We start from the raw sequence: 14,124 nt of genomic DNA, 5'->3' as shown, positions 1-14,124 counted from the left end.
TTCATCTGGTGTGCCACGGTGCCGGGGGGCTCATCAGAGGTGGGGCGGGACGGGGAGCACGGCAGGGGTCGCCATGCCGTTCGTGGTGAGGTCGAAGTGGTCCATCTCCACACTGCGGACGAGCACCCCTGGGAAGTCCTCGAAGAAGCCGAGGGCTTCCGCGATGGCGGCGGTCAGGGTCTCAGCTTCGAAGGAGCACATGAACCGGCTGTAGCCCGGCCGCTCCGCCAGGCCGATCCGTCCGTCGTTGAAGCGGTCGAGGTGGGCCAGGGTATTGGACTGCTCCTCGGTCAGCGGGGCGTTCAGTACGAGGTTGAAGTACCAGTCACGCACAGTTCCGGTGCCTCTCTGTGAAGCGGTCAATCTTGTTCGCCTCGTTTCCCTGGTTCCGGGGCGTGCAGTGCACCACGACGCGATCGTCGCAGGGGCAGCAGATGACGACGCCCCAGTCGTGGCCGTTCTGTTTGTGCGTCACCTTGAGCCCGGCCGCTTCCGCCCGCTTCAGTGCCGCCTCGACGTCTTTCTTCTGATGCCGGTCTCCCAGTGCCATGGTCGTACGACTACGCCCGTCGCCGTGTCCGGGGTGGCGATTCGGGGCAAGGTTCGCCCGACCAGGTGAGCCGGCAGCCGCGTCCGGTGGCCGCCCGGCTCTGCGGCCGTCAGCCGGGCTGTCCCGTCGTACACGCGTACCGCATACGGTGGGCCGGGGAGCCCGGAGGGGGAGAGCGGCATGACAGCGGTGATCGAGACCCACGGTCTCACCAAGCGCTACCGGGGCGGCCGGCTCGCCGTCGACCGGCTCGATCTCACTGTGCCGGAGGGCTCGGTCTTCGGCTTCCTCGGCCCCAACGGCTCGGGGAAGACCACCACCATCCGCATGCTCATGGGCCTCATCGAGCCCACCGCCGGGACCGCCCGGGTCCTCGGCGGCACGATCCCGGGCGCCGAGCGCTCGGTCCTGCCCCGGGTGGGGGCGCTGATCGAGGGGCCCGCGCTGTACGGGTATCTCAGCGGCCGGGACAACCTCACCCGGTACGACCGGGCCGACCCGACCGCCGACCCCCGCACCCGCCGGACCCGGGTCGCCGCCGCGCTCGACCGGGTGGGGCTGACCCCGGCGGCGGACCGGGCGGCCAAGACGTACTCCCTGGGGATGAAACAGCGCCTCGGGCTCGCCGCCGCGCTGCTCCAGCCGCGCGGACTCCTCGTACTCGACGAGCCCACCAACGGTCTCGACCCCCAGGGCATGCGCGAGATACGCGCCCTGGTGCGCGAGCTGGCGGCGGACGGCACCACCGTCTTCCTCTCCTCCCACCTCCTCGACGAGATCGAGCAGGTCTGCACCCACACGGCGGTGATGGCGCGGGGCCGGCTGCTCGTCCAGGGCCCGGTGGCCGAGCTGGCCGCCGGGACCCGGGGCCGGCTGACCGTCGTCACCCCCGACCCGGGGGACGCCGCCCGGCTCCTCACCGAGCTGGGCGTGGCCGGAGTGAGCGTCGGGGACGACGGCCGGGTGACCGCCGAACCGCCGGGGGCGGACACCGACCTGGCCGATCTCAACGCGGCCCTGGTGCGGGGCGGCGTACGGGTGAGGGGATTCGGCGTCGAGAAGGCGTCGCTGGAGGACGCGTTCGTCGCGCTGACGGGGGAGGGCTTCGATGTCGCGGGCTGAGACCGGGTCTGTGGAACCGGGGGAGCGGCGGGCGGTCCGGCCGGTGTGGTCCTGGTCCCTCGGGCTGCTCCGCTCCGAGCTGGGCGTCACCCTGCGCCGTCGGCGCACGCTCGCCCTGCTGGCGGTCCTGGCCGCCGTACCCGTGCTGATCGGCACGGCCGTACGGATCGAGACCGGCGACGGCGGAACGGTCGGATCCGGCGGCGACGGGCCCGCCTTCATCGCCCAGATCACCAACAACGGGCTCTTCCTGGTCTTCGCCTCCCTCGCGGTGACCCTGCCCGTCTTCCTCCCCATGACCGTCGGAGTCGTCGCGGGCGACGCGATCGCGGGCGAGGCGAGCGCCGGTACCCTGCGCTATCTGCTGGTCGCCCCGGCCGGCCGACTTCGGCTGCTGCTCGTCAAATACGTCACCGTCCTCGTCTTCTGTCTGATCGCGACCCTGGTGGTGGCCCTCTCCGCCCTCGCCGTCGGGGCGGTGCTCTTCCCGCTCGGCGAGGTCACCACCATTTCCGGCACCACCATCTCCTTCGGGGCGGGGGTGCTGCGCGCCGCGCTGGTCGCCGTGGTCGTGGCGGCCTCCCTCGCCGGGCTCGCGGCGCTCGGCCTGTTCGTCTCCACGCTCACCGACAGCGGTGTCACCGCCATGGCGACGACCGTCGGACTCCTGATCACGGTGCAGATCCTGGGGTCGGTGCCACAGCTCGACGCGATCCACCCCTATCTCTTCCCGCACTACTGGATGTCCTTCTCCGACCTGCTGCGCGAGCCGTTCCACTGGGAGGAGATCCACCGGAACCTCGGGCTCCAGGCGGTGTACACGGGAGTGTTCGGGGCGGCGGCCTGGGCGCGGTTCACGACGAAGGACGTCACCGCGTGAGCGAGCCCGTGCGGCCGGCCGGTGTTCTGGCCGGCCGACCGCAGGGCGCGGTGGCTCAGGGGCAGGTGGTCAGGATGACGGAGACGACGGTGCAGGTGACCGACGCGCTGTCGTTGGCCGGGTTCGGGTCGGCCGGGGCGGACGCGGTCCGGTTTCCGGTGACCGTGACCTTGCCGAGCGAGAGCAGATGGAGCGGGACGCGGAACTTCTTGTCCACGGCCGTGCCGTTGGCGATCGCCCCGTAGACGCAGGTGACGGTCGAGGACGAGACGGTGCAGCCGGGGGAGAGGTTCGTCGCGGTCGCGCCGGGCGGCAGGGACGCGGTGACGGTGGCCGAGGTGACCGCGTCGGGTCCGGTGTCGCGGGCGGTGAGCGTGTAGCTGAGATAGGGCACCAGGATGCCCAGGTGGGGCTGTGCCGAGACATCGACGTCGATGTCGGCGGTCGGGGCCACATAGGTGAACTCATCGGCCGGTGTGATGGAGCTGGTGCCGCCGGGAGTGGTGACCCGGACATCGACCGTGCCCGCCGCGTGCGCGGGCGCGGTCGCGGTGCAGGAGGTCGCCGAGCACGTCACCCCGGTGGCGGGGGTCCCGCCGAAGGTGACGGCGGTCGCTCCGTTCAGATCCGTGCCGGTGATGGTCACCACCGTCCCACCGGCGGTGGTCCCGCTGTTCGGGGAGATCCCGGTGATCTCGGGCGCCGGAATGGTGTGGAGGGCTACTTCCCTGGGGCTGCTCAGCCCGCTGGCCACGGTGGTGACGGTGTTGGTGGCGGTGTCGATGGCGTAGAGGTACCCGGGGACGTTGGAGGTCCCGCTGACCGGGTCGGGGACGTAGACGGTGGTTCCGGCCGAGTTGACCTCGACGTCCTGGGGGACGCTGAAACCTCCGACGGTCGTGGTGAGGGTGTCGGTGGCGGTGTCGACGACGTGGACGCCGCTGCTGAGCGGGCTGCCGCCGTAGACGGTGCCGCCATTGGGGCTGATCGCCACGCTGGTGGTGTTGACGGCGGCGGGGATGGTCGCGGTGACGGTGTTGGTGGTGGTGTTGACCTTGGTGATGCCCGCGCCGGCGGTGGCGACGTAGACGGCGGTGCCCGCCGGATTGACGACGGCCCCGTAGGGGACGGCCGACAGGGGGACGTTCGCGGTGACCGTCGCGGTCGCGGTGTCGATGACGACCAGCCGGTTCGGCCCGGAGGCGGCGACGTACGCGGTGGTCCCGGCCTGGTTGAAGACGATGCCCTGGAGGCCGCCCGCCACGGGGATGGTCGCGGTGAGGGTGTTGGCGGCGGTGTCGATGACCTCCACGGCGTGCGCCGTGGTGTCGGCGACGTACAGGGTGGTGCCCGCGGGGTTCAGGGTGAGTGCCGTGGGGATGCCCGCGAGCGGGACGGTGGCGGTAACGGCGTTGGTGGCGGTGTCGACGACCGCGACGGTGTTGGCGAGCGCGGTCGCGGCGTACACGGTGGTGCCCGCGGCGTTGACCGCCACGTCCTGGGTGAAGCCGCCGACCGGGACCGAGGAGGTCACGGCTCCGGTCGCGGTGTCGACGACCGAGACGGCCTTGCCGTTGAAGTCGCTGACATAGGCGGTGGTGTGGCCCGGCTGCGCCGCCTGCGCGGACGGTCCGGTCAGCGCGACCAGACCGGTCGCGGTGAGCATGACGGCGGCGGCTGCCGAGATCCTGCGGCGCCACCGGGTGTGCGGGGGTCTCGGCCGTATGGTCGGCTGCATGGTTGTCCCCTCTCCCCACGGTCCCGCGATCCGGCGGCGGGGCACGACGGCCCCCGACGACCACCGGAGCGGTCCCGTACGGCCCCGCCCGCCCCGAAGGCGAACGAGCCCGGCGGGTACGGCGGGAACCAGGGCAATCGTCATGGAGCGGGTATCGAGCCTGCTGCCGGAAACACCGGACATGGCCGGAAAGCCGACACAGGTGTCCGGATCAGCCGCCCGGTGCTGCCGCGCCGACAGCTTCCAGGCGCACGAGAATGACCGCATGCGCGTGCGGGGAGCGCACGCGCATGCGGCCGGGTGGAGGGTGGCGGTCCTGCGGTCTCTCAGTCCCTCGGGTTCCTCATGCCTCTCAGGCTCAGAACACGAGCTTCCAACTGTCGATCCGGCCGCTGTCCTGTGAGGCCACATCCTGGACGCGCAGCTTCCAGTCACCGTTGGCGGGCTCGCTGGACGCGTCCACCGTGTAGGTCTCGATGACGTTGTCGGCCGAGTCGTTGGCGCTGGAGTTCTTCAGCCGGTACGCGGTCCCGTCCGGCGCCACCAGGTCCACCACCACGTCGCCGCGCCAGGTGTGCTTGATGTCCACGCCGACGGAGAGGGCCGCCGGGGCGTTTCCGGTACGGCCCGAGACGGTCACCGTCGAGGTCACGGCCGCGCCGTTGTCCGGGATGGCGACATCGGCGGTGTTCTCGTAGGTGTCACCGGGCGGCGTGGTGCCACCGGTGCCCAGCGTCCAGATCGCGTGCGCGATCGCGTCGCTGTTGCGGTCCAGCGCGGTGTCGTTCACATTCGACGTGTTGTCGCACGAGGAGTGGTAGCAGCGGTCGAAGGCCTGGCCGGCCGTGCCGCCCCACTTCTGCGCCTGCGCCGCCGTCTTGGTCCTGCTGGCTCCGGTGAAGAGCCCGCCGACCGCTATCCCCACATTCTTGAAGGACGCGTGGTCGGAGCGGCCGTCGCCCTCGGTCTCGATCTCCGTGGCGACCCCGAGACCCGAGAAGTAGCTCTTGAAGACGCCCTCCAGGGCCGGGTTGTCGTCATAGACGAAGTAACCCGGGTTCGGTGAGCCGATCATGTCGAAGTTCAGATACCCCGAGATCTTGGCCCGCTCGGCGGCCGGCAGATTCGCGACGTAGTACCTCGACCCGACCAGACCCAGCTCCTCCGCGCCCCACCACCCGAACCGCAGATGCTTTGTGGGCTGGAGCTGCGCCCGCGAGACCGCCAGCGCCGTCTCCAGTATCGCCGCCGACCCGGTCGCGTTGTCGTTGATGCCCGCGCCCGAGGTGACGGAGTCGAGATGCGCCCCCGCGAACAGCACCTGGTTGGCATCGCCGCCCGGCCAGTCGGCGATCAGGTTGTAGCCGATCTGACCACCTGAGGTGAACTGCTGCACGGTCGTCACAAACCCGGCGGCGTCCAGCTTGGCCTTCAGGAAATCGATGGACGCCTTGTAGCCGGGACGGCCATGGGCCCGGTTGCCGCCGTTGGCGGCGGCTATCGACTGGAACTGCGTCAGATGCGCCTTGACGTTGGCCAGCGGTATGTCCGGCGCGGCCAGCGCCTGCACGGAGGCGGCAGCCGGGGCGGGCGCGGCCGTGGACGCCGTTGCCGCCGGGGCGGCCGTGCCCAGCAGCCCTGCCAGGGCGATGACGGCGGCCGCTGCGGTGCGTCTTGGTGCGGAGAGCTTCATACGACGGCTCCGGTATTCCGTGTGGGGACAGGACGGAACGTGCGAGACGCCCCGGAACGCACATTCCAGGGCGCTGGAGCGATGGCTCTGAGCATCCGAGCGCTTGGCGGCGCGCTCTGTCGAACAGCTGATGCACGGGTGTGCTGTGCTTGTGCGTTCGAAGAGTTCAGCGACAGTTCGCCCTACCGTCAAGGGCGGAAACCGGTCAGTTGTGTTCACCTATCGAACGCTTTGCGCTGTGAGATGCCTATGAAACCTCTGATTCCTCCCTGTGCCGCCCCACCCCCGGCACCCGCCCCACCCCGCCCGGCTCACTCCACGCAATACTCATTGCCCTCCGGGTCCGCCATCGTCGTCCAACTCCCCATCGGCTGCTTCTGCTCATACAGCACCGTCGCCCCCAACCCCTCCAGCCGCGCGACCTCCGCCTCCCGCCGCCCCGCTTCCGTATGAACATCGATGTGCAGCCTGTTCTTGACCGTCTTGCCCTCCGCCACCCGCTGAAACAGCAGCCGTCGACCCAGCCCCACGCCCGTCGCCTCCTCGAACGGGTCGTCCGGATGGCGGACGGCGGCGAAATCCCGCCAGGCGTCGCGATTGTGGTGCCGGATGGTCGAGCCCTCGGGCAACTGCCCGTTCTGCCGAAGCTGCTCGATCAGCGCGCTGTGGTCCTCGACCGTGTACCCCAGGGCCTCACCCCAGAAGTCCGCCTGCGCGGCGGGGTCGGCGGCGTCGATCGTCAGTTTCCAGTGAAGTGCCATACGAACACTCTGCCGTGAGCCACTGACAACGGGGTGGCGCGGCACGGCCGAGCCGCACTGACCTGCAGAACGTCGATGATCGTCGACTTCGAGGGAACGGCGCTGTCGACCGCACGCGACCGAGCCCCGCCGACCCGGAGAATGGGGGACGGCGGGGCTCGGGGCGGCGCGGTTCTACAGCTCGGTGGACCTGGCGAGTTCGACCAGCCCGGCGAACGCCGCGCCGGACACGAGGAGGACCGGTCCGGTGGGGTTCTTGCTGTCCCGGACCGGGACGGTGCCGGTGGTGGGCACGTGGTCGGGAGCCCACTCGACGCAGGTGCCGCCGTTGCTGCTGTAGCTCGACTTGACCCAGCGGAGGGAGGGGGATTCCGTTGCCATGGGCTCTCCTAGACGTCGGCGGTCCGGACGAGTGCGATGAGCCCGGACCAGGCGGAGGTGCTGACCAGCAGGGACGGGCCACTCGGGCGCTTGCTGTCCCGGACGGGGACGACCTGGGTGGCGGGCACGTTCGAGGGGGCCCACTCCACGCAAGTCCCGCCATTGTTGCTGTAGGAAGATTTGACCCAGTGGATGGGTTCGATGGTGGTCACGGGGTGCCCTTTCGTAACTCGCGGATCATAGCTACGGATTCCGCTTGAGAGGCTGATGCGGCCAATAGTTGATGGTAGGCCTTCAACAAGGGCCGGACCGATGCTGTTTCGCGCTCCAGATGTCCCTGGGTTTGAGATTCGACATACGAGACCACGGAGCAATCGGGCAGCGTTAGCAGGTTGACCGGCCGGTCATACGTCCTGCGCTCCCCTATCGCATAGGGGGCGACATGCAGTGCGGTGTTGGGGAGTGCGGCGAACTCCACCAACCGATCAAGCTGCGCGCTCATCACCCCGGCCCCACCGACGGGGCGACGGATGCAGCTCTCGTCTATCACCACGATCACCATGGGGGGCTGCGGCCGTACTAGTGCGGCTTGTCGCTCCGCAACGAAGCCGACTCGCTCGTCCGCCTGTTGCTGAGTGATCGCACCTCGGTGGACAGCGCTGTCGGCCAGCACTCGTGCGTACTCGGGTGTCTGCAACAGGCCGGGGATGATCCCGATCTCGTACACCCTGACCTCTGTTGCGCGGCCCTCAAGGTCGACGTACTGCGGAAAGCCTTCCAGCAGCACACCGGTCCGGATCTCGCGCCACATACATTCGAACGTATCTCCGGTGCCAAGTGCGGTGTCGGCACTCACTGAAAAACGGCGGGTTGGCGGTTTATTGGCAGTTTCTACCCCGGAAATGTGCCTGCCGGTGTACCCCATCCGTGCCGCGAGTTGGTCCTGAGTCCAGTGGTGGTCCTCGCGCTCGCTGCGCAAACGCGCCCCGAATGCCGCTTCTTGGCTGCTTTCGGGGTCCAACTCCTTCAGGTTTACCAACGTTCCCTCCATGTTCCGGACGTTGAAGAGCACCTCATCGTAGGGCCACGCTGCACCTCTTGGTAGTGGATTCGCTACGGAGAGGAGTGGGTGATGGTTGTGGCTGATGCTCCCGATTTCCCCGGCCCGGACAGTGGTCTCGTGGTGGGTGACATCGCGTACGACACCCGGGCCAGGGCTGTCGGGGTCCTCATGGCCGAGTACGGCACGCTCTACTTCCTTCGGCCGCTCGGCGGTGGCCGGGAGTGGGACGTTCCGAAGGTGAAGGTCCGCCTGGCCACGGTCGCCGACCGGCTCTTCCCGGCCGTCGCCGAGGTCAATGCCGAGAGCCTCCGCCGAGCGGGCCACCGCCCCTGACCCCCTCAAGCCCCCCTGGCCGCACACCAGGGGAGGGGAGGGTGCCCCCGCACCCTCCGGCCCCGGCCGTCACATTCCCCCGCCACGGCCGGGGCCACCCACTCACCCATCCAGAACAGGAGACCAGGCAGTGCCACGCCGTACCCCAGTGGAGAAGGCCGCCGCCCGCAACCGCGTCATCGCCGACCGCGCCACCGTCATCAACCGCTACACCCAGGGCGATTCACTGAAAGCCATCGCCCGGACGTACGACGTCCACGCCCCATGGCTCGCCGCCCGCCTCACCCGCTGGGGCGTCCAGGTCCGTACCCACAACGCGCCCCCGACCACCCACACCCACGTACACAGGGACGGCGACACCGGAGTGGTGACGGCGATCCGGTGCCCCGACCCCCAGTGCGGACGGGGCGCCGCCACGACGACAGGCAGACAGCTCTAGGAGTTCGCGGCCTCCGCCAGGACGCGGGCCAGTTCGCGGGGGCGGGAGGTCATCGGCCAGTGGCCTGAGTCGAGGTTGGCGTAGTCGAGGTGGGTGGCGCGGGCGAGTTCGGTGCTTTCGCCGGTGGTGATCCAGTGCTGGGCCTGGGTGGGGGTGAACTCGGGGCAGATGACCAGGACGGGGATGTCGAAGCGGCGGTCGTCGGTGAAGTGGACGATGCCCTTGGTGACTGTCTCGGGGACGGGGACGGTGGTGGACGCGAGGCGGTCGCGGGCCGGGCGGTCGAGGTCGGCGGTCTCCGGGCCGTCGAAGGGGGTCCAGCCGGGGAAGGGGACGACGCCGTCCTCGGCGGCGAAGTCGTCGGCGTAGGGCCGTCCGTCGTCGGAGGGGAAGCCGCCGATGAGGGCGACCTTGGCGACCTTCTCCGGTCGGGCGTCGGCGGCGAGCCAGGCGAGGGTGGCGGCGGCGGAGTGGCCGACGACCAGGGGCTTTCCGGGGGTGGCGTCGATGGCGGCGAGGACGGCTTCGAGCTGGTCGTCGAGGGTCGCGGAGGCGGTGCCGTCGCCCTGGCCGGGGAGGGTGAGGGGCAGGGGGCGGTGGCCGAGGGCGGTGAGTTCGGGTACGACGTCGTCCCAGGCGGATCCGTCGAGCCACAGGCCGGCGATGAGGATGATGTCCATGGTGGTTCCCCCCGAAGAGAATCGGATCTGGTCGCCGACACGCTACGGGGAGGCTCTGACATCGGGCCCGGGCCCCGGGGAAACCTCTGTGGCCGAGGAGGGGGCGACACCTGGCATGACCCGCTATGCCTTCCAACCAGCACATAGTCGAACGGGCCCTGGAGCGGATCGACGCGGGCTATGTCTTCCCGGAGAAGACCGCCGCCGTCGAGGCGGCGATGTGGTGCGGTTACTTCTTCCGGGACGACCAGGTGCATCTGAAGGACATCTACGACCGGCGCACGGACACGACCCGCCAGTTCTGGACGGCCGGACACCTCCCCGCACCGCGCTACGCGGACCGTCCGGTGTACGTGCTCACGAGCGGGACGACGTTCTCCGCGAGTGAGGGCATCGCGTACACCCTTCAGGCCCACGGCCGGGCCGTTGTCGTCGGCGAGACCACCCGGGGCGGCGCCCATCCCACGGAACGCCACGCGATCACTGAACACATCCTGGTGACGGTGCCGACGGCGCGGACCGTCAACCCCCTCACGGGTGCCAACTGGGAGGGCGTGGGAGTCGTTCCGGATGTTCCGGTTCCGGCGGAGCGGGCCTTGGCGGAGGCGATCGGGGCCGCTGCGCGACGGGTGGAGATGCCACCCCGTTAGACGGATGCGGTGCGAGGAACGTCACGTCGGGGGCCGGTGCGGGGGCGCTTACCTTGGGACGATGGACATATCGCCCACCGGTGGACCGGACGGACCGGCCGCCGACTGCCCCCTGGTGGAGGTGGTCGCCGCCTATCTGCCCCGGCTCACGGAGTTCGCCTTCGAGCCCGGGCTGGTCGCCGCCGTCGACCAGCACGCGGCGGCGGTACGGGACGCGCTGATCCCGGCACCTCGGCGGGGCGGGCCGGGCGTCACCCTGACGACGACGGCGGGGGCAGCGGGGAGCACCCCCGTACGCAGGGAGGATTTGGCGGACTATGTCCTCGGCTTCACGGACTGGCTGGCCGAGACGGAGTGGATCGAGCCGGTCGGCCACGACTTCGCGACGCTGCGGCTGACGGCGGTGTGCTGGCTGGTCAGGGAGCACGATCTGCTGAACGGATGACACAGGGCGGCCAGGGCGGCCAGAGCGGACGGGGCGGACAGGGCGGCCCCGGAAGTCGCCGGGCCGCCCTGGCCGTACCTCTCGTACCGGATTCCGCTTACATCGGGTCAAAGCGCTCCGGCTCGTCCGGGCCCTGACGCCGTTCGGTGGGGCCGCGCTCGCCCGCCGCCGTGCGGCTGCCGGGGGCCGGGGCGCCCGCCTGGGCGTCGGACCGGCCGCGCTGGTAGGCGCTGATGTTGTCGCGGGCGCCGGCCGACTCCTCCTCGGCGCGGGAGAGCCAGCGCTCCCAGCGGGAGCGCATGGGCCCGATCAGACCGCCGCCCGCGCCGACGATCACGACGCCCGCGGCCGTGGCGAGTACGGCGGTGAGCAGGGGGCCGGTGATGGCGGTGGCGATGCCCGCCTGGCCCAGCGCTGCGATCACGCCGAGGCCGACGATGAATGCCCAGGCCACGGTGGCCAGGACCTTTCCGTACGAGACGCCGCCCAGCGCCCCCAGGATGATGTCGCGGACCGCGCGGGCGATGGCCATCGCCACGACGACGATCACCAGGGCGACGATGGCCCTCGGCAGCCAGGCGACGGCGGCGGTGATCATGGCGCTGATCGGGTTGGGGCCGAAGGCCCCGAAGGCCAGTTGGAGCACGATCAGCAGCAGGCCGTAGTAGATGACCTTGGTGAGGATGCCGGTGGCGTCGTACTTCGAGCCGCGCAGGGCGTTGGCGGTGCCGCTGCGCTCGGCGAGCCGCTCGAAGCCCACCTTGCGGAGCAGTTTGTCCACCACGCGGGCTATGAGCTTCGCGATGAACCAGCCGATGATCAGAATCACCAGGAAGGCGATGAACTTCGGGATGAACTGTGCCACCGCGGACCACGCGTCAGTGAAGCCCTGACTGAAGTCCACAGAGAGGGCGAGAGGCTGTGACATGACGCACTCACTCCGTCCGCTGGGCGGCCGCCGCGCTCCGGGGCCTGGACTTCGGTCGTAACACCCGGCGGGTGGGTGGGGCCTGCGGCGGGGGCCGGGACTGGGCCGGTGGAGTGGTAAATCGCGCGGTGGGACGGGGGTACGGGTCCCGCCGGGAGGGTCAGCCGGCGGGCTCGGCCGGGCCCCGGGGAGCAGCGCAGGCCCGGTCGGGCTCGGGGGCGGCCTGAGGTGCGGGGGCGGGCTCGGCCGGGGCCGCGAGGGCCCGTGACTTGGCCGCCGCCGCGAGCCGCAGCGCCTGGGCCCTCGTTCTACGGGCCGTACGCAGCGCGTCCCAGGTCAGACAGATGAGGGCCAGCCACACCAGGGCGAACCCGGCCCAGCGCTCGGCCGGCATGGACTCCTTGAAGTACAGGATCCCCAGCAGGAACTGGAGCACCGGGGCCAGATACTGCAACAGCCCCAGCGTCGACAGCGGCACCCGGATCGCCGCCGCGCCGAAGCAGACCAGCGGGACGGCCGTCACCAGGCCGGTCGCGGCGAGCAGCGCCGCGTGCCCGAGCCCCTCGGCTCCGAAGCTCAGGCCCCCGTCGGCCGCGAGCCAGACCAGGAAGCCCATGGCGGGGAGGAAGAGCACGGCGGTCTCCGCCGCCAGCGACTCCAGACCGCCGATATTGACCTTCTTCTTCGCCAGTCCGTAGGTCGCGAACGAGAAGGCGAGCGTCAGCGAGATCCACGGCGGCTGCCCGTATCCCACGGTCAGCACCACCACGGCGGCGACGCCCGTGCCCACCGCCGCCCACTGGGCGGGCCGCAGCCGCTCTTTGAGGACCAGCACCCCGATGGCGACGGTGACCAGCGGATTGATGAAGTAGCCGAGGGCCGCCTCGACCACCCGGCCGTTGTTGACGGACCAGATGTACAGACCCCAGTTGACGCTTATCGTCACGGCGGCGACGGTGATCAGACCGAGCTTGCGCGGGCTGCTCACCAGCTCCCGTATCCACCCCCACCGCCGCAGGACGAGCAGCGCGAGCGCGACGATCGCCAGCGACCAGACCATCCGCTGGGCCAGGATCTCCATCGCCCCGGACGGCTCCAGCAGCGGCCAGAAGAGCGGGACCAGCCCCCACATCCCGTACGCGGCGATCCCGTGGAGCAGCCCCGCCCGGTGTTCGCCGTCGCTCGGCCTCACTCGTCCTCCAGCCGCCATGTGCGTGTGCGTGTCATCCAGTCGAAGGTACGTGGCGAGGGACCGGGCTGTCATTGATAAGTCGACATAGAGGTATGGCGGGATCCCGGAGAATTGATCAACTGCCCGGAACCAGGGCCCTGTTGTCGGCGTCGGATCGTACGATCGGGCGTGATACGGGGGGAAGAGCCATGGCGTACGGGAGAGCTGTGCGCGCCGTCGGCGGTGTGCTGGCGTGCGGGCTGCTGATGACAGGGTGTTCCGGTTCCGGTTCCGGCGCGGCCGGGAGCCCGCGCGCGGCACCGTCCGCCACGGACGCGGGTACGAGCGCGAGCGCGCGTACGGGCACGGGGACGAGTGCGCGTACGGGTACGGGGACGAGTACGGGTGTGAGCCCGAGGCCGTCCGGTCCGGCCTTCACCCCCGACCCGGCCAAGGTGCCCAGGACGGCCGAAGCCGCCCGTGAGCTGGCCCGCGCGGTCGTCGCGGGCCCCGAGCTGTGGGGCCCGGGGTTCGTCGCCCGCACCCCGGCCCTGAGCGCCCCGGGCCACTGGCCCGTGCTGGACGAGCGCTGCGTCTGGCAGGGCGGGACCGTCCCCGCCGGCGTTCTCCACAGCGTCACCTCCTACAGCGAACGGCCGGCCGGGGCGGGCCGGGGCACGCTCCGGGTCGCCGCCACCGTCACCGTGCACCGCGATGTCCGGCGGGCGGAGTGGGAGATGGCCGAGACCCTGGAGGAGGCGCTGCGCTGCCCCGGCCAGAAACTGCGCGAGGGCGAGCGCGTCGAGGGCCTGATGTCCATCGGCCACGCCTTCGGCAGCAAGTACAACCTCACCGCCGACGACTCGATCGGCGAGATCGGCCGGTATCGCGGCACGGAGTCCGGCGACCGTCCGTACGAGTACGGATGGTTCCAGTACCGGCTGGGCAACGTCACCGTCGCCGCAGTCACCAAGGGGGCCGACGGCCACACCCAGGACGAGATCAACAGGGCCAGGGTCGATGCCCTGGTCGGCATGGCCCGCCGCATCGAAACACGGCTGGAGACCGCCGGATGACCCCCGCCCCGGACTCTTCCGACTCCCCGGACGCCCCCGGCTCTCCCGAGGACCGCCCGCTCCCGGACCGGGCCCCTGCCGACCCGCGCGTACCGGCCGACCGGCCTCCCCTGCCCGCAGCGCCCGGCCCCGCCGGACCGCCCCCGCAGCCCCCGCCCCCGCCCCGGCGGCGGGAGCCCGGCGAGCTGGAGCGGCTGCGGCCGACGGACCCCTC

The 14,124-nt window shown here is 70.7% G+C and carries 18 protein-coding genes and 1 pseudogene; 8 read left to right on the top strand and 11 right to left on the bottom strand.

Annotated elements, in window-relative coordinates; translation table 11 throughout:
• Nucleotides 1-33: 33 nt before the first annotated feature.
• On the bottom strand, nucleotides 34-333 hold the full coding sequence (locus IE247_RS26495; RefSeq protein WP_373305609.1) for a hypothetical protein: 300 nt from the start codon (nucleotides 331-333) through the stop codon (nucleotides 34-36).
• A complete protein-coding gene (locus tag IE247_RS26490) occupies nucleotides 326-550 on the bottom strand; it encodes a hypothetical protein (RefSeq protein ID WP_190125808.1) in 225 nt (74 codons plus the stop codon). Before IE247_RS26490 ends, IE247_RS26495 begins: the two co-directional genes overlap by 8 nt.
• A 180-nt stretch (nucleotides 551-730) precedes the next feature.
• Between IE247_RS26490 and IE247_RS26485 the strand changes: the two genes are divergently transcribed.
• Nucleotides 731-1,672 (top strand): ABC transporter ATP-binding protein, encoded by a 942-nt coding sequence (locus IE247_RS26485; RefSeq protein ID WP_190125807.1) that lies wholly within the window; start codon nucleotides 731-733, stop codon nucleotides 1,670-1,672.
• A complete protein-coding gene (locus tag IE247_RS26480) occupies nucleotides 1,659-2,552 on the top strand; it encodes an ABC transporter permease (protein ID WP_190125806.1) in 894 nt (297 codons plus the stop codon). The genes IE247_RS26485 and IE247_RS26480 overlap by 14 nt, the downstream gene beginning before the upstream one ends.
• Nucleotides 2,553-2,607: 55 nt before the next feature.
• On the opposite strand, the gene IE247_RS26475 is transcribed toward IE247_RS26480, so the two are convergent.
• The 6 genes from IE247_RS26475 to IE247_RS26450 all read right to left on the bottom strand — a co-directional run bounded on the left by IE247_RS26475 (nucleotide 2,608) and on the right by IE247_RS26450 (nucleotide 8,176).
• Nucleotides 2,608-4,290, bottom strand: a complete 1,683-nt coding sequence (locus IE247_RS26475; protein WP_190125805.1) for an IPT/TIG domain-containing protein — start codon at nucleotides 4,288-4,290, stop codon at nucleotides 2,608-2,610.
• A gap of 358 nt (nucleotides 4,291-4,648) precedes the next feature.
• Nucleotides 4,649-5,983, bottom strand: coding sequence for a M28 family metallopeptidase (locus IE247_RS26470; protein ID WP_190125804.1), 1,335 nt, complete (start codon nucleotides 5,981-5,983; stop codon nucleotides 4,649-4,651).
• Nucleotides 5,984-6,294: 311 nt separating this feature from the next.
• Nucleotides 6,295-6,744: a VOC family protein gene (locus tag IE247_RS26465; RefSeq protein WP_190125803.1), complete on the bottom strand. Its 450-nt coding sequence runs from the start codon at nucleotides 6,742-6,744 to the stop codon at nucleotides 6,295-6,297.
• Nucleotides 6,745-6,918: 174 nt separating this feature from the next.
• Complete coding sequence (locus tag IE247_RS26460; RefSeq protein ID WP_190125802.1) at nucleotides 6,919-7,125, bottom strand: DUF397 domain-containing protein; 207 nt, start codon at nucleotides 7,123-7,125, stop codon at nucleotides 6,919-6,921.
• Between the two features lie 8 nt (nucleotides 7,126-7,133).
• The gene (locus tag IE247_RS26455; protein ID WP_229869366.1) at nucleotides 7,134-7,337 is read right to left on the bottom strand and encodes a DUF397 domain-containing protein; all 204 of its coding nucleotides are present in this window, start codon (nucleotides 7,335-7,337) and stop codon (nucleotides 7,134-7,136) included.
• Entirely contained in the window at nucleotides 7,334-8,176 is an 843-nt protein-coding gene (locus tag IE247_RS26450) for a helix-turn-helix domain-containing protein (protein WP_190125801.1), read from the bottom strand. Before IE247_RS26450 ends, IE247_RS26455 begins: the two co-directional genes overlap by 4 nt.
• Before the next feature lie 81 nt (nucleotides 8,177-8,257).
• Between IE247_RS26450 and IE247_RS26445 the strand changes: the two genes are divergently transcribed.
• Both IE247_RS26445 and IE247_RS26440 read left to right on the top strand, forming a co-directional pair.
• Entirely contained in the window at nucleotides 8,258-8,521 is a 264-nt protein-coding gene (locus IE247_RS26445) for a hypothetical protein (RefSeq protein WP_190125800.1), read from the top strand.
• Between the two features lie 130 nt (nucleotides 8,522-8,651).
• Nucleotides 8,652-8,960, top strand: coding sequence for a hypothetical protein (locus IE247_RS26440; RefSeq protein ID WP_190125799.1), 309 nt, complete (start codon nucleotides 8,652-8,654; stop codon nucleotides 8,958-8,960).
• Here IE247_RS26440 and IE247_RS26435 read toward each other — a convergent pair.
• Complete coding sequence (locus IE247_RS26435; protein WP_190125798.1) at nucleotides 8,957-9,640, bottom strand: alpha/beta fold hydrolase; 684 nt, start codon at nucleotides 9,638-9,640, stop codon at nucleotides 8,957-8,959. The two genes, IE247_RS26440 and IE247_RS26435, sit on opposite strands and share 4 nt — an antisense overlap.
• A 125-nt stretch (nucleotides 9,641-9,765) precedes the next feature.
• Here IE247_RS26435 and IE247_RS26430 point away from each other — a divergent pair, with 125 nt between their 5' ends.
• Nucleotides 9,766-10,290: a S41 family peptidase gene (locus tag IE247_RS26430; RefSeq protein ID WP_190125797.1), complete on the top strand. Its 525-nt coding sequence runs from the start codon at nucleotides 9,766-9,768 to the stop codon at nucleotides 10,288-10,290.
• Between the two features lie 61 nt (nucleotides 10,291-10,351).
• The gene (locus IE247_RS26425; RefSeq protein WP_190125796.1) at nucleotides 10,352-10,735 is read left to right on the top strand and encodes a DUF6401 family natural product biosynthesis protein; all 384 of its coding nucleotides are present in this window, start codon (nucleotides 10,352-10,354) and stop codon (nucleotides 10,733-10,735) included.
• A 97-nt stretch (nucleotides 10,736-10,832) separates the two neighbouring features.
• Here the strand turns inward: IE247_RS26425 and IE247_RS26420 are convergent, their stop codons facing one another.
• Both IE247_RS26420 and rarD read right to left on the bottom strand, forming a co-directional pair.
• On the bottom strand, nucleotides 10,833-11,663 hold the full coding sequence (locus IE247_RS26420) for a mechanosensitive ion channel family protein (protein ID WP_190125795.1): 831 nt from the start codon (nucleotides 11,661-11,663) through the stop codon (nucleotides 10,833-10,835).
• Nucleotides 11,664-11,823: 160 nt separating this feature from the next.
• Complete coding sequence (gene rarD, locus IE247_RS26415; protein ID WP_190125794.1) at nucleotides 11,824-12,873, bottom strand: EamA family transporter RarD; 1,050 nt, start codon at nucleotides 12,871-12,873, stop codon at nucleotides 11,824-11,826.
• A 170-nt stretch (nucleotides 12,874-13,043) separates the two neighbouring features.
• On the opposite strand from rarD, the gene IE247_RS26410 reads away from it, so the two are divergent.
• Together IE247_RS26410 and IE247_RS26405 are read left to right on the top strand one after the other, a co-directional pair.
• Nucleotides 13,044-13,910 carry a hypothetical protein gene (locus IE247_RS26410; protein ID WP_190125793.1) on the top strand — a complete coding sequence of 289 codons (867 nt, stop codon included), beginning with the start codon at nucleotides 13,044-13,046 and terminating at the stop codon, nucleotides 13,908-13,910.
• Nucleotides 13,907-14,124, top strand: a pseudogene (locus tag IE247_RS26405) (hypothetical protein); the annotation flags it as partial. The gene IE247_RS26410 and the pseudogene IE247_RS26405, both read left to right, overlap by 4 nt.

It is taken from the genome of Streptomyces inusitatus, assembly GCF_014651115.1.
Lineage (GTDB): Bacteria > Actinomycetota > Actinomycetes > Streptomycetales > Streptomycetaceae > Streptomyces > Streptomyces amakusaensis.
The sequence above is the reverse complement of the archived record's forward strand: the minus strand, read 5'-3'. Positions and strand labels throughout refer to the sequence as shown.

What these genes read in the sequence shown, in the direction of transcription:
- IE247_RS26490 (WP_190125808.1), bottom strand. Translation starts at nt 550, where the DNA reads ATGGCACTGGGAGACCGGCATCAGAAGAAAGACGTCGAGGCGGCACTG.
- IE247_RS26485 (WP_190125807.1), top strand. Translation starts at nt 731, where the DNA reads ATGACAGCGGTGATCGAGACCCACGGTCTCACCAAGCGCTACCGGGGC.
- IE247_RS26480 (WP_190125806.1), top strand. Translation starts at nt 1,659, where the DNA reads ATGTCGCGGGCTGAGACCGGGTCTGTGGAACCGGGGGAGCGGCGGGCG.
- IE247_RS26475 (WP_190125805.1), bottom strand. Translation starts at nt 4,290, where the DNA reads ATGCAGCCGACCATACGGCCGAGACCCCCGCACACCCGGTGGCGCCGC.
- IE247_RS26470 (WP_190125804.1), bottom strand. Translation starts at nt 5,983, where the DNA reads ATGAAGCTCTCCGCACCAAGACGCACCGCAGCGGCCGCCGTCATCGCC.
- IE247_RS26465 (WP_190125803.1), bottom strand. Translation starts at nt 6,744, where the DNA reads ATGGCACTTCACTGGAAACTGACGATCGACGCCGCCGACCCCGCCGCG.
- IE247_RS26460 (WP_190125802.1), bottom strand. Translation starts at nt 7,125, where the DNA reads ATGGCAACGGAATCCCCCTCCCTCCGCTGGGTCAAGTCGAGCTACAGC.
- IE247_RS26450 (WP_190125801.1), bottom strand. Translation starts at nt 8,176, where the DNA reads ATGGAGGGAACGTTGGTAAACCTGAAGGAGTTGGACCCCGAAAGCAGC.
- IE247_RS26445 (WP_190125800.1), top strand. Translation starts at nt 8,258, where the DNA reads ATGGTTGTGGCTGATGCTCCCGATTTCCCCGGCCCGGACAGTGGTCTC.
- IE247_RS26435 (WP_190125798.1), bottom strand. Translation starts at nt 9,640, where the DNA reads ATGGACATCATCCTCATCGCCGGCCTGTGGCTCGACGGATCCGCCTGG.
- IE247_RS26430 (WP_190125797.1), top strand. Translation starts at nt 9,766, where the DNA reads ATGCCTTCCAACCAGCACATAGTCGAACGGGCCCTGGAGCGGATCGAC.
- IE247_RS26425 (WP_190125796.1), top strand. Translation starts at nt 10,352, where the DNA reads ATGGACATATCGCCCACCGGTGGACCGGACGGACCGGCCGCCGACTGC.
- IE247_RS26420 (WP_190125795.1), bottom strand. Translation starts at nt 11,663, where the DNA reads ATGTCACAGCCTCTCGCCCTCTCTGTGGACTTCAGTCAGGGCTTCACT.
- rarD (WP_190125794.1), bottom strand. Translation starts at nt 12,873, where the DNA reads ATGGCGGCTGGAGGACGAGTGAGGCCGAGCGACGGCGAACACCGGGCG.
- IE247_RS26410 (WP_190125793.1), top strand. Translation starts at nt 13,044, where the DNA reads ATGGCGTACGGGAGAGCTGTGCGCGCCGTCGGCGGTGTGCTGGCGTGC.